General features: G+C 59.4%; 19 protein-coding genes. 8 read left to right on the forward strand and 11 right to left on the reverse strand.

The genetic code is table 11. From position 1 onward, the window contains the following. Positions 1-85: 85 nt before the first annotated feature. Complete coding sequence (locus AC3WWR_RS28910) at positions 86-1,462, reverse strand: glutamine synthetase family protein (protein WP_083349274.1); 1,377 nt, start codon at positions 1,460-1,462, stop codon at positions 86-88. Positions 1,463-1,742: 280 nt separating this feature from the next. On the opposite strand from AC3WWR_RS28910, the gene AC3WWR_RS28915 reads away from it, so the two are divergent. The 5 genes from AC3WWR_RS28915 to AC3WWR_RS28935 all read left to right on the forward strand — a co-directional run bounded on the left by AC3WWR_RS28915 (position 1,743) and on the right by AC3WWR_RS28935 (position 7,029). Then, on the forward strand, positions 1,743-2,504 hold the full coding sequence (locus tag AC3WWR_RS28915; protein ID WP_020798442.1) for a gamma-glutamyl-gamma-aminobutyrate hydrolase family protein: 762 nt from the start codon (positions 1,743-1,745) through the stop codon (positions 2,502-2,504). A gap of 335 nt (positions 2,505-2,839) precedes the next feature. Next, a complete protein-coding gene (locus AC3WWR_RS28920) occupies positions 2,840-3,982 on the forward strand; it encodes an ABC transporter ATP-binding protein (protein WP_489328081.1) in 1,143 nt (380 codons plus the stop codon). Positions 3,983-4,011: 29 nt separating this feature from the next. Beyond that, on the forward strand, positions 4,012-4,893 hold the full coding sequence (locus AC3WWR_RS28925; RefSeq protein ID WP_162831853.1) for an ABC transporter permease subunit: 882 nt from the start codon (positions 4,012-4,014) through the stop codon (positions 4,891-4,893). Continuing rightward, positions 4,890-5,774: an ABC transporter permease subunit gene (locus AC3WWR_RS28930; protein WP_020798439.1), complete on the forward strand. Its 885-nt coding sequence runs from the start codon at positions 4,890-4,892 to the stop codon at positions 5,772-5,774. Before AC3WWR_RS28925 ends, AC3WWR_RS28930 begins: the two co-directional genes overlap by 4 nt. Before the next feature lie 157 nt (positions 5,775-5,931). Beyond that, positions 5,932-7,029 carry a polyamine ABC transporter substrate-binding protein gene (locus AC3WWR_RS28935; protein WP_489328079.1) on the forward strand — a complete coding sequence of 366 codons (1,098 nt, stop codon included), beginning with the start codon at positions 5,932-5,934 and terminating at the stop codon, positions 7,027-7,029. Between the two features lie 287 nt (positions 7,030-7,316). Here the strand turns inward: AC3WWR_RS28935 and thpR are convergent, their stop codons facing one another. Next, complete coding sequence (thpR, locus tag AC3WWR_RS28940; RefSeq protein WP_492599269.1) at positions 7,317-7,856, reverse strand: RNA 2',3'-cyclic phosphodiesterase; 540 nt, start codon at positions 7,854-7,856, stop codon at positions 7,317-7,319. A gap of 110 nt (positions 7,857-7,966) precedes the next feature. Here thpR and AC3WWR_RS28945 point away from each other — a divergent pair, with 110 nt between their 5' ends. Beyond that, positions 7,967-8,161 (forward strand): hypothetical protein, encoded by a 195-nt coding sequence (locus tag AC3WWR_RS28945; protein WP_020798434.1) that lies wholly within the window; start codon positions 7,967-7,969, stop codon positions 8,159-8,161. Between the two features lie 14 nt (positions 8,162-8,175). Here the strand turns inward: AC3WWR_RS28945 and AC3WWR_RS28950 are convergent, their stop codons facing one another. Further along, positions 8,176-8,529 carry a DUF1428 domain-containing protein gene (locus tag AC3WWR_RS28950; RefSeq protein WP_020798433.1) on the reverse strand — a complete coding sequence of 118 codons (354 nt, stop codon included), beginning with the start codon at positions 8,527-8,529 and terminating at the stop codon, positions 8,176-8,178. A gap of 15 nt (positions 8,530-8,544) precedes the next feature. Continuing rightward, positions 8,545-9,609, reverse strand: coding sequence for a hypothetical protein (locus tag AC3WWR_RS28955; protein WP_151142596.1), 1,065 nt, complete (start codon positions 9,607-9,609; stop codon positions 8,545-8,547). A 436-nt stretch (positions 9,610-10,045) separates the two neighbouring features. On the opposite strand from AC3WWR_RS28955, the gene AC3WWR_RS28960 reads away from it, so the two are divergent. Beyond that, positions 10,046-10,306 carry a hypothetical protein gene (locus tag AC3WWR_RS28960; RefSeq protein WP_020798431.1) on the forward strand — a complete coding sequence of 87 codons (261 nt, stop codon included), beginning with the start codon at positions 10,046-10,048 and terminating at the stop codon, positions 10,304-10,306. Here AC3WWR_RS28960 and AC3WWR_RS28965 read toward each other — a convergent pair. From AC3WWR_RS28965 to AC3WWR_RS28990, 6 genes are all read right to left on the reverse strand, one after another. Further along, on the reverse strand, positions 10,278-11,225 hold the full coding sequence (locus tag AC3WWR_RS28965; RefSeq protein WP_033039621.1) for an NAD-dependent epimerase/dehydratase family protein: 948 nt from the start codon (positions 11,223-11,225) through the stop codon (positions 10,278-10,280). The genes AC3WWR_RS28960 and AC3WWR_RS28965 overlap by 29 nt on opposite strands. A gap of 2 nt (positions 11,226-11,227) precedes the next feature. Beyond that, positions 11,228-12,352, reverse strand: a complete 1,125-nt coding sequence (locus tag AC3WWR_RS28970; RefSeq protein WP_020798429.1) for an HlyD family secretion protein — start codon at positions 12,350-12,352, stop codon at positions 11,228-11,230. Positions 12,353-12,358: 6 nt separating this feature from the next. Further along, positions 12,359-13,201, reverse strand: a complete 843-nt coding sequence (locus AC3WWR_RS28975) for a hypothetical protein (protein ID WP_020798428.1) — start codon at positions 13,199-13,201, stop codon at positions 12,359-12,361. A 1-nt stretch (position 13,202) separates the two neighbouring features. Further along, positions 13,203-14,531: a glycosyltransferase family 2 protein gene (locus AC3WWR_RS28980; protein ID WP_033039616.1), complete on the reverse strand. Its 1,329-nt coding sequence runs from the start codon at positions 14,529-14,531 to the stop codon at positions 13,203-13,205. Beyond that, the gene (locus AC3WWR_RS28985; RefSeq protein WP_020798426.1) at positions 14,528-15,925 is read right to left on the reverse strand and encodes a TackOD1 domain-containing metal-binding protein; all 1,398 of its coding nucleotides are present in this window, start codon (positions 15,923-15,925) and stop codon (positions 14,528-14,530) included. The genes AC3WWR_RS28980 and AC3WWR_RS28985 overlap by 4 nt, the downstream gene beginning before the upstream one ends. A 512-nt stretch (positions 15,926-16,437) precedes the next feature. After that, the gene (locus tag AC3WWR_RS28990; RefSeq protein ID WP_492599270.1) at positions 16,438-17,331 is read right to left on the reverse strand and encodes a LysR family transcriptional regulator; all 894 of its coding nucleotides are present in this window, start codon (positions 17,329-17,331) and stop codon (positions 16,438-16,440) included. Positions 17,332-17,463: 132 nt separating this feature from the next. Here AC3WWR_RS28990 and AC3WWR_RS28995 point away from each other — a divergent pair, with 132 nt between their 5' ends. Beyond that, positions 17,464-18,876 (forward strand): MFS transporter, encoded by a 1,413-nt coding sequence (locus AC3WWR_RS28995; RefSeq protein WP_454866079.1) that lies wholly within the window; start codon positions 17,464-17,466, stop codon positions 18,874-18,876. Between the two features lie 6 nt (positions 18,877-18,882). Here the strand turns inward: AC3WWR_RS28995 and AC3WWR_RS29000 are convergent, their stop codons facing one another. Further along, positions 18,883-19,332, reverse strand: a complete 450-nt coding sequence (locus AC3WWR_RS29000) for a cupin domain-containing protein (protein ID WP_454866080.1) — start codon at positions 19,330-19,332, stop codon at positions 18,883-18,885. Positions 19,333-19,891: the final 559 nt, after the last annotated feature.

The raw sequence follows: 19,891 nt of genomic DNA on the forward strand, positions 1-19,891 counted from the left end.
GCGGTGTGTCAGACAACATCAATGCTGACTGAACCGCCGCCTTCGCGAGCAGGCTCGCTCCCACAGTTGATCGGCGTGATCCGTCTTAAACGGTATGCAGGTACCAGTTGTACTCAAGGTCGGAGATGGAGTTCTCGAACTCGGCCAGCTCGCTTTCCTTGCACGCCACGAACACGTCGATGTACATCGGGTCGATATAACGGGCCATGACTTCGCTGTCGTCCAGCTCGCGCAGGGCATCGCGCAGGTTGTTCGGCAGGCTCTGCTCGTTCTGTTCGTAGCTGTTGCCTTCCACCGGGGCGCCAGGCTCGATCTGGTTGGTCAGGCCGTGGTGCACGCCGGCCAAAACCGAAGCCATCAACAGGTACGGGTTGGCGTCGGCACCGGCCACGCGGTGCTCGATGCGCACGGCGTCCGGTGAACCGGTCGGCACGCGAACCGCTACGGTACGGTTGTCGACGCCCCAGCTCGGCGAGTTCGGCACGTAGAACTGCGCGCCGAAACGACGGTAAGAGTTGACGTTCGGGCAAAGGAACGCCATCTGCGCCGGCAGGGTCTCGAGCACACCGCCGATCGCGTGACGCAGCGCGGCGTTCTGCTCGGGATCCTCGCTGGCAAAGATGTTGTTGCCTTCCTTGTCGAGAATCGAAATGTGTACGTGCAGACCGTTACCCGCCTGGCCTGGATACGGCTTGGCCATGAACGTGGTGTCCATCTCGTGGTCGTAGGCGATGTTTTTCACCAGACGCTTGAGCAGCACCGCGTAATCGCAAGCCTTTATAGGATCGGCCACGTGGTGCAGGTTGACTTCGAACTGCGCCGGGGCGCTTTCCTTGACGATGGCGTCAGCCGGGATGCCCTGCTCTTTCGCGCCTTCGAGGATGTCCTGCAGGCAGTCGACGTATTCGTCGAGGTCGTCGATCAGGTACACCTGGGTCGACATCGGACGCTTGCCGGACACCGGCGAACGCGGCGACTGTGGGCGACCGTTCACGTTGTCCTGGTCGATCAGGTAGAACTCCAGTTCGAACGCGGCGCAGATGGTCAGGCCCATGTCGTCGAACTTGCGCACCACATTTGCCAACACTTCCCGCGGGTCGGCGAAGAACGGCTGGCCTTCGAGCTCGTGCATGGTCATCAGCAGTTGCGCGGTTGGGCGCTTCTGCCATGGCTCGATGCTCAGGGTGCCAGGGATCGGATAGCAGATCCGGTCGGAGTCGCCGATGTCCAGGCCCAGGCCGGTGCTTTCCACCGTGGAGCCATTGATGTCCAGCGCAAACAGGGACGCTGGCAGGTTGATGCCTTTCTCGTAAACCTTATGAAGACTGGTGCGTTCGATGCGCTTGCCGCGCACCACACCGTTCATATCCGCAATCAGAAGGTCGACGTACAAAACCTCAGGATATTTCTTAAGGAATGCGTTTGCTTCGTTGAGTTGAACGGTACGCAGAGGGACCGACATGATGCACCTATTAGCTGTTAATTATTATGTTCACCGCCCTTTCACGTAGCCAGTCAATCCGAAAGGCAAAGTGAAGTCAATAGCGAACACACAGCCTTTAAGCGTTTATTTTCGGGCCTCTCAGAGGCACGAGTGTGCCAGATCATCCTTGAAACACGCGTAAATCCTCGTCTTCAGACGTGCGGCGTTTAGAATTTTTTACATGAGAGTTGTTAATTAAAATCAACAAGGCTAAGCTCCAGAAAAGCTCGTTCAAGTGTGAAACTTCGAGGTGATAAAAATGGCATTCAAGCCATTGATCGGCGTTACTGCATGCGTCAAACAGATTGGCCTGCACCCCTACCACGTCAGCGGTGACAAGTACTTGCGTGCTGTCAGCGTTGCCGCGCTGGGACTGCCCGTGGTCATTCCTTCCCTGGGCGACCTGACCGAAATCGAAGACCTGCTACCGCAGCTCGACGGTCTGTTGCTGACCGGCTCGCCGTCGAATGTGGAGCCCTTCCACTATCAAGGCCCCGCCAGCGCTCCCGGCACCGAACACGATCCCCAGCGGGATCAAACCACCCTTCCCCTGATTCGCGCGGCGATTGCCGCCGGCGTTCCGGTGCTCGGCATCTGCCGCGGCTTTCAGGAGATGAACGTGGCGTTCGGTGGCAGCCTGCATCAGAAGGTCCATGAACTGCCCGGCTTCCTCGATCATCGTGAAGCCGACCATCCCGACCTCGCGGTGCAATACGCACCGGCGCACGCCGTCGATGTGCAGCCCGGTGGCGTGTTCCAGGCGCTGGACCTGCCCCCGCAGTTCCAGGTCAATTCGATTCACAGCCAGGGCATCGACCGACTCGCGCCTGGCCTGCGCGCCGAAGCACTCGCGCCGGACGGATTGATCGAAGCGGTCTCGGTGGAGCACAGCAAGGCCTTCGCCCTCGGCGTGCAATGGCACCCGGAATGGCAGGTCCTGTCGAATCCGCCCTACCTGAGAATTTTCCAGGCGTTTGGTGACGCGTGCCGACAACGGGCGGCGCTTCGTAACTCGCGCTGACGTCATAAAAGATCAATCAATTTACTGCCCCCGTGGGTCTGGCGGGTGCGCTTGCGCGCATCCGTGACTCACGACAACAACACACTGCAATAACAACAAGTACCGCAGCCAGGAAGGCGGCACCGGATAAACCCGGACGGGGCATCCAGCGCAATCCCCTGTAGGAGCTGGCGAAGCCTGCGATCTTTTGATCTTGATTTTGAAAAGCAAAGTCAAAACATCGCAGGCTTCGCCAGCTCCTACAGGGATCGCGACCCACTGACCGCTCGGGTTTGCAATCAACTATTAAGCCAGGCCGCGTTGGCCCGGCGAACGAAACCTGTTGGGAGTTTCACATGGCAAACGCCTCCAGCATCTACAGGAAGGCTCTTGAAGGTCACCAGGCACCGAAAAAGGTGTTGGTGAAAGTCGACCGCGTCACCAAGAAGTTCGACGAAACCACCGCTGTGGACGATGTGTCCCTGGAAATCCATCAGGGTGAAATCTTTGCCCTGCTCGGTGGTTCCGGTTCAGGTAAATCGACGCTGCTGCGCATGCTCGCCGGCTTCGAGCGCCCGACTGAAGGGCGCATCCTGCTCGACGGCGTGGACATCACCAACATGCCGCCGTACGAGCGGCCGATCAACATGATGTTCCAGTCCTATGCCCTGTTCCCGCACATGACCGTGGCGCAGAACATCGCCTTCGGCCTCAAGCAGGACCGGTTGCCCGCCAGTGAAATCGATGCCCGCGTCGAAGAAATGCTGCGCCTGGTGCACATGACCCAGTACGCCAAGCGCAAGCCGCATCAGTTGTCCGGCGGCCAGCGTCAGCGCGTGGCATTGGCCCGCTCCCTGGCCAAACGTCCAAAGCTGTTGCTGCTCGACGAGCCGATGGGCGCGCTGGATAAAAAACTGCGTTCGCAAATGCAGCTGGAGTTGGTCGAGATCATCGAGCGCGTCGGCGTGACCTGCGTCATGGTGACCCACGACCAGGAAGAAGCCATGACCATGGCCCAGCGCATTGCGATCATGCACCTGGGCTGGATCGCCCAGATCGGCAGCCCGGTGGACATCTATGAAGCGCCAGTCAGCCGCATGGTCTGCGAATTCATCGGCAACGTGAACGCTTTCGAAGGCACCGTGGTGGAAGATCTGGAAGGTCACGCGATCATTCACAGCACGGATCTGGAGCAGAAGATCTACGTCGGTCACGGCGTCAGCACCTCGGTGCAGGACAAGTCGATCACCTACGCCATTCGCCCGGAAAAACTGCTGGTCAGCACCACCAAGCCCGACACCCGCTACAACTGGTCCAGCGGCACCGTGCATGACATCGCCTACCTCGGCGGCCACTCGGTGTTCTACGTCAAGCTGCCTGGCGGCAAGGTCGTGCAATCGTTCATGGCCAACGCCGAACGCCGTGGCGCACGTCCGACCTGGGACGATCAGGTCTACGTGTGGTGGGAAGACGACAGCGGCGTGGTACTGCGCGCATGAGAACCTTCAATCAGCAATTCCTGCGCCTGGTGCCCAGCGGACGAAAACTGGTCATCGGCATTCCGTTCCTGTGGCTGTGCCTGTTCTTCATGCTGCCGTTCTTTTTGGTGATGAAGATCAGCTTCTCGGAAGCAGCCCTGGCCATTCCGCCCTACTCGGAGATCTACACCTACGCCGAGCAGAAATTCAATCTGCTGCTCAACATCGGCAACTACACGTTGCTGGGCGAAGATGAGCTGTACCTCTCGGCATACCTCGGTTCGTTGAAGGTTGCGCTGTTCAGTACGCTGATGTGCCTGGTGATCGGTTTTCCGATGGCCTATGCCATTACCAAGGCAAGCAAGGAAGCACAGAACGTGCTGATGCTGCTGATCATGATGCCGACCTGGACCGCGATCCTGATCCGCGTGTATGCGTGGATGGGCATCCTCAGCAACAACGGCCTGCTCAACGGCTTTTTGATGTGGATCGGGCTGACCGATCACCCGATCGAGATCCTCAACACCAACACCGCCGTCTACATCGGCGTGGTGTATGCGTATCTGCCGTTCATGATCCTGCCGCTGTACGCCAACCTGGTCAAACACGACCAGAGCCTGCTGGAAGCGGCTTCGGACCTGGGTTCGAGCACCTTCAACAGCTTCTGGAAAATCACCGTGCCGCTGGCCAAGAACGGCATCATCGCCGGGTGCATGCTGGTGTTCATTCCAGTGGTCGGTGAGTTCGTGATTCCGGAGCTGTTGGGCGGTCCCGAGACCCTGATGATCGGCCGAGTGCTGTGGCAGGAGTTTTTCAATAACCGCGACTGGCCGGTGGCGTCCGCCCTGGCGGTGGTGATGCTGTTGATTCTGATCGTGCCGATTCTGCTGTTCAACCGCAGCCAGGCCAAAGAGATGGAGGCACGGGGATGAAACGCTTCGGATTTTCAAAGTTCATGCTGGTTTTCGGCCTGTCGTTTATCTACCTGCCGATGCTGATCCTGGTGATCTACTCGTTCAACGCCTCCAAGCTGGTGACGGTGTGGGGTGGCTGGTCGTTCAAGTGGTACGCCGGCCTGCTCGACAACTCGCAACTGATGGGCTCGGTGGTGCGTTCGCTGGAAATCGCCTGCTACACCGCGATTGCCGCGGTGGCGCTGGGGACATTGGCTGCATTCGTGCTGACCCGCGTCACGCGCTTCAAGGGCCGCACGCTGTTCGGTGGCCTGGTGACCGCGCCGCTGGTGATGCCGGAAGTGATCACCGGTCTGTCGCTGTTGCTGCTGTTCGTGGCCATGGCGCAAATGATCGGCTGGCCGATGGAGCGTGGCATCGTGACGATCTGGATCGCCCACACCACGTTTTGTGCCGCCTACGTGGCAGTGGTAGTCTCCGCGCGCCTTCGCGAGCTGGACCTGTCCATCGAAGAAGCGGCCATGGACCTGGGTGCGAAACCGTTCAAGGTGTTCTTCCTGATCACCATCCCGATGATCGCGCCGTCACTGGCGGCCGGCGGCATGATGTCGTTTGCCCTGTCGCTGGATGACCTGGTACTGGCGAGCTTCGTCTCGGGCCCGGGTTCCACCACCCTGCCGATGGAAGTGTTCTCGGCGGTGCGCCTGGGCGTGAAGCCGGAGATCAACGCCGTGGCCAGCCTGATCCTGTTGGCTGTGTCGATCGTGACCTTCATGGTCTGGTACTTCAGCCGCCGCGCCGAAGCCAGCCGTAAACGGGCGATCCAGGAAGCGATGGACCAGACTGCCAGCGAATCCTGGCAACAACCGAAAAAGCAAATGGTCGGAGCAACGGCCTAGCACCACCCCCTGTAGGAGCGAGCATGCTCGCGATGGACGTCAACGATGGCTTGGGCAATCTGAATGAACGCGTTGTCCTTGAGTTTTTCGTCGGAACGCCGCCCGGAGCAGGCTCGCTCCTACAAGGATTTGAATAAGAAAAGAAATGGAGTTGTACATGAAAATGTTTGGCAGGACTCTGCTGACACTGTCCTTATTGGGCGTGATCGCCTCGGGCGCCCAGGCCAATGACAAGGTTCTGCGCGTCTATAACTGGTCGGATTACATTGCCCCGGACACCGTCAAGAAGTTCGAAGACGAGACCGGCATCCGCGTGACCTACGATGTCTTCGACAGTAACGAAACCCTTGAAGCTCGCTTGCTGGCGGGCAAGTCCGGCTACGACATCGTCGTGCCGTCCAACAGTTTCCTGGCCAAGCAGATCAAGGCCGGGGTCTATCAGGAGCTGGACAAGTCGAAGCTGCCCAACTGGCAGAACCTCAATCCGGTGCTGCTGAAAAACGCCTCCGCCAGCGACCCGGACAACGCCCACGCCTTCCCGTACATGTGGGGCTCGATCGGCATCGGCTTCAACCCGCAGAAGGTCAAGGATGTGCTTGGCGCCAACGCCCCGACCAACTCCTGGGAGCTGCTGTTCAAACCGGAAAATGCTGAAAAACTCAAAGCCTGCGGCATCAGTTTCCTCGACTCGCCCACCGAGATGATCCCGGCCGCCCTTCACTACCTGGGCTACCCGGTGAACGACAAGGACAAGGCGCACATCGCCGAAGCCGAAGCACTGTTCATGAAAATCCGCCCATCGGTGGCGTACTTCCATTCCTCGAAGTACATCTCGGACCTGGCCAACGGCAACATCTGCGTGGCCGTCGGTTACTCCGGCGATGTGCTGCAGGCCAAGGCTCGCGCCCAGGAAGCCGGGGACAAGGTGAAGATCGACTACAGCATCCCGAAAGAAGGCGCCGGCAGTTTCTACGACATGGTCGCCATCCCGCGCGATGCCGCCAACGTCGAGAACGCCTACCTGTTCATGAACTTCCTGATGCGCCCGGACATCATCGCCGAGATCACCAACAACATCGGCTACAGCAACGCCAATGCGGCCGCAACGCCGTTGGTGGATGAGGCGATTCGCAATGAGCCGGGTTCGTATCCGCCCGAAGCGGTGATGGCAACCTTGTATGCCATCCCTGACCAGCCGATTGCGGTACAGCGGATCATGACCCGGGGTTGGACCAAGGTGAAACTCGGCCAGTAATTCACTGCACATAAGTGTTGAACTTGATGCCGCTTTCGCGAGCAGGCTCGCTCCCACAATGGAATACGTCCCCCTGTGGGAGCGAGCCTGCTCGCGAAGAGGCCATAACATTCAACCTGGATTTCAGCTTTAGCTTTTCTATTCATGCAGCGCCTTACCACCGCTGCATCCCTCACCTGGCTCCTCGGTTAAGGTGAAGTTTGGCGCCCTCGGGCGCCTTTTTTTGTGATCGTTCCCACGCTCTGCGTGGGAATGCAGTCCGGGACGCTCCGCGTTCCAGCTTTAAGTCAAACACCCCCCAACGGCCATTCGGCCAGCGCCCGGTAACGGCCCTTGTGCGATTCGAACAACGCGAAGCGATCAGCACGCAGGACAAACTCGGGTGGCGTGGGAGACTCCGGCACCGGCGCCCGATAGTCTCGAGCCAAGGTCAAGTGCGGGCGAAATTCCCGTGGTGCATCCTCAAGGCCAAAGGGCAACAGGGCCTGCTCCAGGTCATACACCAGCCGCAACAACGCGGGCGATGCCTGCTCGGGTGCCAACACCAAGACCCCTGCCCTGCGCCAGACGTCGAGTCGATCGAGCTCCACGGTCAAGCGTTCGCCCGACGTTCGTACAGACGCGGCAGCCGTGCAGATATCGGCAATCTGCGCGATCGCGACCGCCCCCAGAAACTTCAAGGTCAGATGAAAGTTCTCGACCGGCACCGCACGTCCGCTGCGCAGTTGCAAGGCGCTGCGCCACTGGGCGATGGCCTTGCGTTGCGCCGGCGCGCAGCCGAGCGCGAAAAACAAGCGCTTGAACGGCTCATGGGGTTCGTCATTCATGCCAGATATCTCTGCCGGAAATAACCTGAGTCTACAACCTGCAAGGCCGCTTCTGGCGTCTGCCGGCATGCAAGTTATAGTTGATGCAGGCGAACCAACCGGAGGGAAGCATGCGACAGATCCTCAGTAAGGAACCCTGGTGGGCCACCCCCCCAGAACCCGGTCAGGATGAACTCAAGCTGGAATGGGGCTGGCTGGTGCATTACAGCGAAGGCGAGCCGCGCTTCGAGTTTGTCCGCGAGCGACCGTCCGATGACGAAATCCGCAACCGCAAGAGTTGCCGGATCACCCCGGCGGCGGAGTGATCCGGCGGTTCGGATCAAGCCTTCACGATCATTTCGAAACCGCCGAAGATCATCCTTTGACCATCGAATGGCATGGGATTGACGTCCGGTTGCACCCGCGGATCGCTCATCAGTTTCGCCATCCCGGCGTCACGCGTGGGCTTGTCCGGCCAGACGATCCAGGAAAACACCACGGTTTCGTTCTCTTTGAGTTTCACCGCCATGGGAAACGAGGTCACCTTGCCGTCAGGCACGTCGTCACCCCAACACTCGGCGAGGCTGAGCGCGCCGTTCTCGATGAAAATGGCAGCGGCCATCTCGGCGTGCTTGCGGAATTTTTCGCGGTTGGCGGTGGGTACGGCAATGACAAAGCCATCAACATAGGACATGAGGTTCTCCTTGGGTCATGGGTTGATCTGTTGATTAGTCGACTGGGTCGGGCTCCAATCGACAGACCCTGGGTCCGTACCGACCGACGGTTGGGCGCTTTGCGCCAGGCTCCCCTCTATCTGCGAGGCCATGTACAAGGTGCCCGCCATCACACCGGTGGTCGGGTTCTGCAGCAGCTTGGTCCAGGCCTTGTCGAACGTGTTGCCCAGGCTGCTGCGGATCAACGCTTCGCTGTCCGGTCGATCGTTGGCCTGGATGATCGCCCGAACGCCCGCGACGCCGACGGAAATCAACGCGCCGGCCAACTTGCCCGCTGCCGCCGCTACCGCACTGGCCGCCCCACGCGGGGCCATCTCGGCTTCGATGCGTTGACTGGCGCGCTTGGCCACCGGTGCCATGGCGGTGTCCGTCGAGCCCACACCCTTGTCGCCACCGGCCTTGTGGACCTTGTCGACCAGCGCGGCGTACGCCGGCAACGCGCTCAACTGCTCAGCATGCACCACCTGGTACAGCGAGGCGTCCCTGGCGGGCGGCGGCCCGAGGGCAATCGCGGGAACTTTGCGGATGCGACCATTGAGCTGCGCCATCGGCACGCCATGACGTTGGGAAATTTTCTGCAGTTCTTCCTTCATTATGTCCAGGTAGAACGCCGCTGCCAGGGTGAGAATCGCATCCGGATCCACCTCAAGCGCCGCCGGAGCCAGCACCTTTTCCTGGTACTTCTCCAGCAGATACGCTGCCAGGCGTTTCTCCGTGGCATCCTGCTCGCCCTTGGCACTGATGGTGTACCAACTGACCTTCATCGATAGCCATTCCTGGGTCCAGTAACTGCTGAACCAAGGAATGAAATTTTCTTCGGTCAGCTGATAGACCCGGGTGCGCCAGTAATCCATGGCGCCGTGGGCGTAGATTTTTGCCTGCTCGGTGGCCGACTGCGACGCATCGACAATTTCCCGGTCCACTTGCTGCCAGGTACTTGGAGAAATCATGATCTGCGGCACTTCTACCGGGGCAGGCGGAGCCGTGACGCATCCCGCCAACACTACCAGCACGGCGACGATCAGCGAACGCAGGTTCAAGATCGCGGTTCCTGAAGTGTAAGCCGAACGGGAGGTTCGGCGCTCTGAGGCCCCTGGTTTGAGTATAGGTGGCGGCGGGTAGCCGCTCAGGATTGATGGTGCTCTTGAGGCCGCCATCGTGGGCAAGCCCGCTCCCACAATGGTTACAGGTGTACACAACAATCGTGTTCCAACCCGATCCCCTGTAGGAGCGGGCTTGCCCGCGATGGGGCCATCAGAAACACCCACAACATCAGACCATCACTCCCATCGATATTCACCATCGCCACGATTGCCTTCCGCCCACGCACCGTCAGCGTAGGATCAGTTCCAACCCAACACAAAACCCTGTAGCGGAGGGTAGAACCATGCTGATCCATCTCCTGACCTGCCTGGCCCTGACGGCCTTCACGTTAAGCGTATTCGGCTGGTTCTTTCTCTCTGAGGAGCGCACGTCATGATCACCAACGTCACCTTGGCCGTGAGCTTTCCGGTGTTCGGCAACAACTACTACTCGCAGCAATTCGAGTCTCGTAAAGTATTGACCCTGATGTTCGACGAAAAATTCGAGGCACTGCTGATTCCGGCAGCCGGTCATCACTTCAGTAACGAAGTGATCGGGCTCAACGATCAGTTCCGCTTTCTCAATGACGTATTGGCCGAGCATTTGCTGGCAACCGAAGTCGCCTCTAGCGCCCGCCGGCATCAATACTTCTGAGAAGCTGACCCAGCCCCTCTGCAAAACAGGTCGGTTTTTCCAACGAAAAATGCCTCAGCAATCGACTGTTGTCGGCGAGAGAGTGCCTGATGTCACCGGATCGCGGCGCATCGTAGGCCAGCGAAAGCGGCCAACCCAGCAGTTCGCCCAGCATCGTCGCCAGATCGTTCAAGCTGGTGGAGCGGTTAAACCCGACATTGATCGGTTCATTACGCGGTTTTGATTCAGTGACCGCCTGTACCAGGATCTTGACCAGGTCATTGACATAGACGAAGTCCCTTGTTTGCTCCCCATCACCATAAACGGTGATGGGGAGTTTTTTTTGTGCCCGTTCGCTGAAAATACTGATGACGCCGGAATAAGGCGACGAAGGATCCTGGCGCGGTCCATAAATATTGAAGAAGCGCAGGATGACCGGTTCCAGTCCGTGCTGGCGGCGATAGAAATCAAGGAAGTGTTCGCTGGCCAGTTTGTCGGCGGCGTACGGCGTCAGGGGATTTTTGGGTGTGTCTTCACTGATCGCGGTGCCTTCGCCGTTGTTGCCGTAAATCGCTGCACTGGAGGCGTAGACCACCCGCCTTACACCTGCCTGGCGCATGGCTTCACAGATATTGAGCGTACCGATGAAGTTGCTCTGGTGCGTGGCGATCGGGTCATCGACCGAGGCCTGCACCGAGGCGACTGCGGCCAGATGGACCACCGCGGTGCAGTCTTTCATGGCGCGCGCTACCGTCGAGGCATCGGCGACATCCCCCACTACCAAGGTCAAATGACAACGATCAATCGGCAGGTTGGATAATTTCCCGGTGGAAAGATCATCCAGGACTCGAACGCTGTAGCCGTATTCGAGCAGGGCTTCGACAAGGTGCGAGCCGATGAAGCCGGCGCCACCGGTGACCAGGATTCGCTCAGCAGTCATCATCATTGAGCCTCCGATACGCGGGTGCTGGGGTTTTGTGGTCGATCCATTGCAATCAAGTCCCCTAATTGGTTGATGAACTCACGGCTGTCACTGAGCAATTGTGGCCAATCAGTGGGAAAACGAACATTCAACGGCAATTGATCAATGCGCCAACGAGGCGACAGCGGCTGATCAAACCGCGCGGCGACCTGCAAGCCCATTTCGCTGGCTGCGAACGGCCCGCGCAATACTGTTGGCGTGCGCCCCGCGCTATCGACTGCCTGGACCACATGAGCGCTCAACCACTCGCCGTCCGGCATGCGTACCCGCAGCGGTTGACCAATCGCGGCGTAGCTGATGTTCAACGGTTCCAGATAAATCCACAGCAGCGGGTCTTCCAGTCGCTCGATGCGCATCAGCAATGTGCCAGCACCAACGTTCTCGCCGGGATTGACCAGTACTTCCGCCACGCGTCCACTTTGCGCGGCGTTGATCGGTAGCGCGGCAAGGCGAGTCTTCAACCACTGTTGCTCGGCCTGCTGTTGGATAACATCGCGCTCAACGCTCAACGGCGCCTGGTTAGCCAATTGTTCACGGCGCTCGAATGCCAGCAGGTCCGCCCTGAAACCGTCGAGTTCTGATTTGGCCGTCAACACTTCACCGGGAGACACAGCACCTCGATAAACCAGGTCTTCGAGCACCTTCACCCGTTCCTGGGCGCGGCCTATGCGGGTCTGCAGCAATGCCCGTTCGCTGCCGCCCAATTTGATATTGCGCGCAGGCTTGGTATTGGTCGGCATGGCCGCCAGTTGCGATAACCTGGCGCGCCATTCCGGGTTGTCGAGATTGACCAGGGGCTGGTCAGCCCGGACCTGATCACCGGCCTTGACGAACAGTTGCTCGACCCGACCGGTATCACGCGCACGCACCTCAAGAATCGGCAGGCGCAACTGTGCCGGCGCGTCGATCATCAGCATGCCGTAGACCAGCTTGCCTCCCAGCCAGATCAACGGGCTGGCGACCAACAGCAGGATCAGGTACCAGCGCACGCGGAACGCCATGCGTTTGCCCGGTGCGTAGAGCACGGTCAAACCCTGCTCCTGTGTCGGACTCAATTCTTTACGACTATCGAAACGAATCTTCATGACGGCTCACCGTTTTGGGAAGTCTCGCCAGGCTTGCCAGTCGATGCCGGCAATCCCCAGGGGTTGCAGTTGCTCACGCCAGACACTGCTCTGGTGTTGCAACTGTTCGGTCGACGCGCCGGCCCAGGATTCCGTGGCATCCAGTTGTGGCTCCGTGCTTTGGGCGAGGCGAAATTGCAGTTCGGGCCAGCGCCGGGCTATCTGCTCTGCCATCCGAGCGCTGTTTTTTGGGTTGCGGGTGTAAATCATCAGGCTGACCTGGCGCACACCGGCGGCGGGAAGCCCGCATGGCACGCAGGTTTGTCCGGGCTTGGTCTCGGCGAACCAGCGATGATGGCTGGAAATCTCGACCGGCCAAGGGCTCTCTCGGGATGCCGCGCGCAAGGTATCGAGCAAGTCCTTCAAACGCTGGTCAGGCACAGGCACGCCCAACTGCTCGACCTCCAGGTCAAGGTGCAGGCTGGTGAATGAAAGCCCTTTGAGTTTGTCCAGCAGCTCGGTGAGCTGGTGGCGCTCCTGCGGCTTCATCCATTCAGGATCGCCCAGCAACAGGCTCACTTGCAGCCCCTCGCCGGCTGCCTCCTGCAGCAATTGCTCAAGGCGCTGGCGCGTCGTGGCGAGGTCCTCCAACTGCGCGCCCTTGAGGCCAAGATAAATCTTGTCCATTCCGGCTCTGCGCAGGGCCGTCAATTCTGCCGCGCGATGATCGGGATCGAGCAATACCTCGCTGTCCCAGACATAACTGGCCTGGGACCATTTTTGTGCCTGTGCCGCTTCAAGCGTCATGGGTTGTACCGCCAGCAACACCGTGGGCATCCACAGCGACGCGGCCAGAATTATCGATCGCATGTCAAAACCTCGTGGCACGTTTAAGCACCCACCATGGCGCCATCGAGCTTTCTTCATGGCCGCGACGAAACATCTCGTTGAGCATGGCCACGACGCTCCAGCACCGCAGGAGCAGCATGAACATCGGGAACAGAGGCACCAGCAACCCCAGCACCATGTCCTGTCGAGGCCGGTCGGAGACCATCACCAGCATGGCTGCGAACATCAGCAGGGTGATCAACAGGTACAGCAGGTAGATCAGCGCAAACAGGAACAACAGCGTCTTGCCCGGCAGGATGAACAGCGCCAGCAAGGTATAAATGAAGATGACAAACGGCAGCACCAACTGGAAGAAAAAGCCCGTGATCAGGATCATCACAAAGGTGGGCCAGCCCAATAATGTGGGGCTGATATTGTGGTTGTGCTTTCTGATATAGAGAAAAAACAGGTCGCCATCCCAGCGCAAGCGCTGCATCAGAAACTGGCTCAGCGTCGCCGGTGCATCGGTATGTCCTACCGCTTCGGGCTCGAACGGAATCCTCAGGTCATGCCGCTTGAAGTAACTCTTGATGCGCAACGTCAGGTCCAGATCCTCCGCGGTGTGCGTGTTCCAGCCACCGATTTTCACCAGGAAACTGCGACGGAACGCGCCAAAGGCCCCGGAAACGTTATTGACCAGGTTCCATTCGGCCAGACCGATTTTCGACATATGGATCGACAGCAGGTACTCCAGCGCCTGCATCGCTGTCACCCAGGAACCCCAGACATTGCGCACACGCAGGCTACCGGCTACCGCAGGCACCTTAGGGTCCTCGAAATGCCGCACGATGGAAGCGACCATGTTGTTGTCGAAGGATGTATCGCCATCGAGCGCCATCACGATTTCGCCGCCGGCAAGCGACAGGCCGGCGTTGAGGGACGACACCCTGCCACCCCTCTGCCATTTGGCGATCGGCCGTAAATGGCGCTTGGGGTATAACTGCGGGTCTACATGGAAATTGCGAACGGCGCTGAGTGTGGCCTGGTTCACCGTGGCGCCATCCACCACCGGGATCATCTCGATGTGGCCGCCATAGGTTTGCTCACACAGGCTCAACAGCGTGGTCTGAACGTCCATGCCCTCGCTGTAGCAGGTAATGATGCAAGAGACCTTGGGTCGGTAAATACTGATCTTCGGAACACTGGTACGCCGACGGGTGAACCAACGCAATACGCCCAGCAACACGATGATGATCATGGGCAGTTCGAACAGGATGAACGCTGGAAAAAGCATGTAGAACAAGCGGCTCAATCCATCCGGCCCTGCGAGCGCGCTGAGTGCACTCAAGAGTTGCTCCAGGAATGGGCTCATGCCGTGTCACCCAGCTCACCGGCCATACGCGCCAGTAACAGCTCGCCATCTTCTTGATCGAGTAGATCCCGGGGTGCAGTGATACTGATGACACGCAAGGTAATGTCGCTGACCTCCGGCGCTGAAAACAATTCGGCGACCCGACCCAAGCGGCGCTTGACGACTTCCAGCCCCTTCTCGTCGGTATGGGGAAGCATGATCCAGAAGAATTCTTCGGTACTGCGCGAGCAACGGTCCGTTTCCCTGACAGATTCCTGCAATCGATCGGCCACACTATCTATAAAGGCATGGCCGCGTTGTTCGCCCAGGTGCGACAACGCACCGGCAAGGTTGACGAAGCGCAGGCCGATCAGTGAAAACTCAGGCACCGGGTGGCGACGCACGATCTGCATCTGCCAGGTCAGCAAATCATAGAAGTCCTTGCCACCTAACAGACTGAGCCGACCGAAATGCTCAACCGTCTTTTCACTGAACTCCTGGCGGCAGCGGAATCGCCCGGCCTCGGACAGGCGCAGATCCCTGACTTCCCGTATGCGCAACTTGTCGGGTGTGTGTGACAGGCCGCAATCCAGGCAGCGCGCCTGCACCTCGGCATCGACAAAAAACGCCTGACACGACCGGCAACGATAATTCTCCATCGGGCGGTCGTAATCGCTACCAATGTGGCGCAGCCGGTTCAAACAGTTGGGGCACAGCAACACCCCGTCCTTGAGAAATGACTCCTGTGCGCCAACATGACCACAGGTAAAACAATGCAATGAAGGTTGCCGTGCAATGTCCATGGCGTGACATTCGGTACACACATCAATGTAATTGAGGCGGCCCGAACCACAATCCGAACAGAGCCGGACGCGATCCACCAGAACCCCCTCTTCCAGCCAGTCCTGTTGCACCATCAGGCTGAGCCAGACGAACGCGTTGACCTGCTCGCTGTCTGCCAGGGCGTCCAGCAACGGATAACGATAGTGCTGAGGCACCTCCGGATCGCGTAAGGCAAGCAACTGAGCGCCTTCGCGCAACCACAGCCAGGAAAGCACCCGGCTTTCGAAACGTTCGGGGGCCGAGCCATGTTCGAACAGCCGGAAGCGTTCCTGCCACACGCTCCAGAGCCTTTTTATTTCGCTAGTCTCGACGGGACACGCGCCATCGCCCAAGGCTTCACACCAGCCATCCTGATCACGGCAGCAGAAAATCAGCGTGTAGCGGTAAGGGGCAAGCGTGCGCAATTTTCGTAGCACTTTGCCAGCATACGCGGCTGGCATGTCCAGCAACACCACATCAAATGCTTCGGCAGCCAGCAAGCTGCCCAGATCGGTAAAGTGCTCAAGCTCTGGAAGATTCAGGCTCGGAACTCTGTTACCGAATATCGCAACCCTGGGGTTTGAAGTCGGCATGACGCACGTCCTCTACAAACAGACAAGTGCGGTTAATTGGAGGAAGGAACACTAGCATCACATTTGCGAAGTGTCCGATTTTATTGTTCAAGTTATTTTTTGACTCGGCCAGCGCCAAAAATTCGTCGCCATTCGTCGATAAATTCTGACGCGGCATTCATGAGACAGACGGCGCCTTCAATACAAACAAATTATTACAAAAAAACGTTTTAAATCAAAAATTTAAACATTGTAATTAAGAAAAAGCCCTATCAATCAAAACTACCGGTGAGCATCGAACATTGATAGCTTCAAGCGCCCCAATTGCAACTGAGAGACTCTTCCAATTACTCAGAATAACTTCCCAACACACTATGATCCACGCATACCGCAAACAATCTTATAAGTTCAAAGTTTTTTATATCATCGAAGCCGAGACATATAACCAAACCAAAACATATCCGCAAACAGTTACAACAATGATACAGCCATTACTTTAATATCAAATCAGGTAAATACAAGTGAATCGGTAGTTAATCAAAAGTACAAACTTCCCGCAGACAGCCACGCAGCCATCGATGCACTGGATCGGCATTCAGTCGGGGATGCCAGATCATGGCCAGGGAAAATGGAGGCAGTGACAATGGCAGTGCAAAGCTGTGCATACCGCACCGCAGATTGGCAGTATGCCGCTCGGGCACACTGGCAATCAGATCGCTCGATCGGGCAAGTGCCAGTGCCGTCGAGAAGCCGGCGACCATGGTCGCGATGTGCCGTTGCAACCCGAGCAGTTCCAGGGCTTCGTCAATCGACCCCTTGTCCAGTCCTCGCCGTGACACGCTGATGTGGCCGTGCGCAGCAAAACTCGCGGGCGTTATCTCGCCATCGCACAGCGGGTGCCCCGTGCGCACCACGCCGATGAAACGATCGCGGAACAATCCCTGGGTAAGCAGTTCCGGGCTTGCGGCCTGGCCCACCACACCCGTTTCCAGATCGACCGTACCGTCGCGCAGTGCAGCGCTGTCCTTGTCGGGCTTGTGCATGAAGCGCAGGCGTATGCCCGGCGCTTGTTCAGCGACGCGGGCGATCAGCGCGGCGCCGAAGTTTTCGACAAAGCCTTCGCTGGTGCGCAACGTGAATGTGCGCACCAAGTGCATGAGGTCAGGTTGTTCGGCCGGGCGCAGCATCGCTTCTGCCTCCTGCACAAGCTGACCAACCCGCTCGCGCAACTCCAGCGCACGCGGTGTAGGCACCAGGCCACGCCCGGCCCTGACCAGCAGCGGATCGCCAGTGGTTTCACGCAGTCGCGCCAGGGCCCTGCTCATCGCCGATGGACTCAGGCGCAGGCGCTTGGCGGCACGGGCGACGCTGCCTTCTGCCAGGAGCGCATCAAGGGTAGTCAGCAAGTTGAGATCGGGTGTGGACATACGTGGCCCCATGGTCGGCTGATGTGGCGCTGTATGCATGTATCAAGTGCAATTCGTGCGCCTTCCGCCATGTTAGGCCCGGGCGTAGATTTCTGTTAGCTCCAATCGGGAGTGACCAGAGAGGAGAACATCATGAATGACGGATCTGCAGTCGCGGCAGTTGCTCAACAGACGCCTTCGCTGAAGGGAGCGTTGGTCAGTCTGTCGCTGGCGATGTTGCTGTCTTCGCTGGGCACCAGCATCGCCAACGTCGGCCTGCCATCCCTGGCCCAGGCATTCAGTGCGTCCTTTCAACAAGTGCAGTGGGTCGTCATCGCCTACCTGCTGGTCATTACCACCTTGATCGTCAGCGTCGGTCGATTCGGTGACCTGGTCGGTCGACGCCGCCTGTTGCTGTGCGGCATTGCCCTGTTCACATTGGCTTCGGCCTGCTGCGCACTGGCGCCCAATCTCGGTCTGCTGATCGCTGCCAGGGCGCTGCAAGGCCTGGGCGCGGCAATCATGATGGCGTTGACCCTGGCGTTTGTCGGCGAGACGGTGGCCAAGGGCAAGACTGGCGGCGCCATGGGCCTGCTGGGGACGATGTCGGCCATTGGCACCGCGCTGGGCCCGGCGCTCGGCGGTGTGCTGATCGGCGAATTCGGCTGGCGTTCGATGTTCCTCATCAGCGTGCCTCTGGGCATGGCGACATGGCTGCTCGCGCAACGCTACTTGCCCGATGATCGCCCGGCGCAATCCGGGCGTACGGGGTTCGATCCGGCAGGCACGCTGCTGCTGGCCCTGAGCCTCGCCGCCTATGCCCTGGCCATGACCCTTGGACGCGCTCAGTTCGGCCTGCCGAATATCGTCCTGCTGCTGGCGGCCTGCCTGGGTCTCGGATTGTTCGTGCGGGTTGAATCGCGGGTCGCGGCACCCCTGGTGCGCCTGGCCTTGTTTCGCGACAGCCGCCTCAGCGGCAGCCTCGCCATGAGCCTGCTGGTGACCACCGTAATGATGGCCACGCTGCTGGTCGGGCCGTTCTACCTCTCACAGACCCTGCGGTTGTCGGCAATGGAGATCGGCCTGGTGTTGTCGGTCGGGCCGCTGGTCGCCGCGCTGACCGGCGTGCCCGCCGGGCGCATCGTCGACCGTTGCGGAGCCCCTGGCATGACCCTCGCCGGGCTCTTGGGCATGGCGCTGGGCTGCTTGATGTTGTCGCTCGTGCCCGAGTCGTTCGGCGTGGGCGGCTACCTCGCCCCCATGGTCGTCCTCACCCTGGGCTATGCGGTGTTCCAGACCGCCAACAACACCGCCGTGATGCTCGACGTTGCGCCTGATCAACGCGGTGTAGTGTCTGGCCTGCTCAACCTTTCGCGCAACCTGGGGCTGGTCACCGGGGCCTCGGCCTTGAGCGCCGTGTTCGCCTTGGCCTCAAGGGCGGTCGACATCGGCACCGCGCATCCGCAGGCCATCGCCAGCGGCCTGCGCACGACGTTTCTGGTCGCGCTGGGGCTGATCGTCGTCGCCTGCCTGATCGCATGGCGCAGGCAGGCTAACGGGCGGTAAACGCGATTACTGCTCCAGTACCACCAGCGGTGTGTCCTTCTTGACGATGTAGGTCGCCAGTTCCGACGCCTTGCCCTGGCCGACATTCTTGGCCACATGGGCGGTGCCGGCGGGGATGTACAAGGAGTCACCGGCCTTGAGCGTAACGGCCGGTTGCCCTTCGAGTTGATACTCGAAGGTGCCGTCGATGACGTAGGCAACTTCCACCCCGGGGTGGGAGTGTTTCGGCGACACCACGCCCGGGTCGAAATCAACGCGCACCTGGATGACTTCGCGCCCGGCGACATCCAGGTCACGGCGCATCAGGTCCGTGCGCTTGAGGCCGGCCTGCCAGTTTTTCGCCGGCGGCTGGCCCGCCTCCTGGGCTTGGGCAAGGCCGGTGAAAGCGGTCAATGTTGCAGTGACGAGGGCAACGCCGAGCAGGCCTGCCGCGTAGCGGGTGGGGGTTCGGGACATGCTGATTCTCCGGTGTGCGTTAGGTAAAAGCCGTTAGGGGGCGGTTGCATTACGCACTCGCCGTGTAACGCCTTCGTGTCCTGTCACCCCGGTTTTTGTATGTGACTGTAGCTTTGTGAATGGCGGATACGTTGCGATACGTCTTGCGGATGATCGGGAACTTGGGGTGTAGATCCAGCGCTACGGTAACGGCCACTTAGGGTTCCGCTATTACAGCGGGTCACTTTGAAAAGCGGCACGCCGCCCGGGCTGGAGCGAGCATGTCGAATCGTCGCACCGTCGCGATGGAGGTCAACGATGACGCGGCCTGTCTGGATGAATGCGTTGTCTGGAAGTCCATCGCGAGCAGGCTCGCTCCCACAATGGAATCGCGGACAGATCTGCAATCAGGTCGGCTTTAAGGCCGCCTCGATGTTGCTGTTGCTTTGGCTTTTGATTTTCTTGCCCCCTCGAGAGGCCGAGTGGAGGTTCTGCGCAGTGGCTAAACCGGCATGGATGCCGGTTTAGCCGCGCTGGGCCAAGGATGGCCCATCGCGGCGGGCCCACGGAGCAGGACCGG

It is taken from the genome of Pseudomonas sp. EB271-G4-1 (assembly GCF_058791355.1).

Coding starts and splice junctions, on each gene's coding strand:
- AC3WWR_RS29000 (WP_454866080.1), bottom strand. CDS start 19,332: ATGTCCCGAACCCCCACCCGCTACGCGGCAGGCCTGCTCGGCGTTGCC.
- AC3WWR_RS28945 (WP_020798434.1), top strand. CDS start 7,967: ATGCGACAGATCCTCAGTAAGGAACCCTGGTGGGCCACCCCCCCAGAA.
- AC3WWR_RS28930 (WP_020798439.1), top strand. CDS start 4,890: ATGAAACGCTTCGGATTTTCAAAGTTCATGCTGGTTTTCGGCCTGTCG.
- AC3WWR_RS28910 (WP_083349274.1), bottom strand. CDS start 1,462: ATGTCGGTCCCTCTGCGTACCGTTCAACTCAACGAAGCAAACGCATTC.
- AC3WWR_RS28975 (WP_020798428.1), bottom strand. CDS start 13,201: ATGCGATCGATAATTCTGGCCGCGTCGCTGTGGATGCCCACGGTGTTG.
- AC3WWR_RS28950 (WP_020798433.1), bottom strand. CDS start 8,529: ATGTCCTATGTTGATGGCTTTGTCATTGCCGTACCCACCGCCAACCGC.
- AC3WWR_RS28985 (WP_020798426.1), bottom strand. CDS start 15,925: ATGCCGACTTCAAACCCCAGGGTTGCGATATTCGGTAACAGAGTTCCG.
- AC3WWR_RS28935 (WP_489328079.1), top strand. CDS start 5,932: ATGAAAATGTTTGGCAGGACTCTGCTGACACTGTCCTTATTGGGCGTG.
- thpR (WP_492599269.1), bottom strand. CDS start 7,856: ATGAATGACGAACCCCATGAGCCGTTCAAGCGCTTGTTTTTCGCGCTC.
- AC3WWR_RS28965 (WP_033039621.1), bottom strand. CDS start 11,225: ATGACTGCTGAGCGAATCCTGGTCACCGGTGGCGCCGGCTTCATCGGC.
- AC3WWR_RS28995 (WP_454866079.1), top strand. CDS start 17,464: ATGAATGACGGATCTGCAGTCGCGGCAGTTGCTCAACAGACGCCTTCG.
- AC3WWR_RS28980 (WP_033039616.1), bottom strand. CDS start 14,531: ATGAGCCCATTCCTGGAGCAACTCTTGAGTGCACTCAGCGCGCTCGCA.
- AC3WWR_RS28990 (WP_492599270.1), bottom strand. CDS start 17,331: ATGTCCACACCCGATCTCAACTTGCTGACTACCCTTGATGCGCTCCTG.
- AC3WWR_RS28970 (WP_020798429.1), bottom strand. CDS start 12,352: ATGAAGATTCGTTTCGATAGTCGTAAAGAATTGAGTCCGACACAGGAG.
- AC3WWR_RS28920 (WP_489328081.1), top strand. CDS start 2,840: ATGGCAAACGCCTCCAGCATCTACAGGAAGGCTCTTGAAGGTCACCAG.
- AC3WWR_RS28915 (WP_020798442.1), top strand. CDS start 1,743: ATGGCATTCAAGCCATTGATCGGCGTTACTGCATGCGTCAAACAGATT.
- AC3WWR_RS28960 (WP_020798431.1), top strand. CDS start 10,046: ATGATCACCAACGTCACCTTGGCCGTGAGCTTTCCGGTGTTCGGCAAC.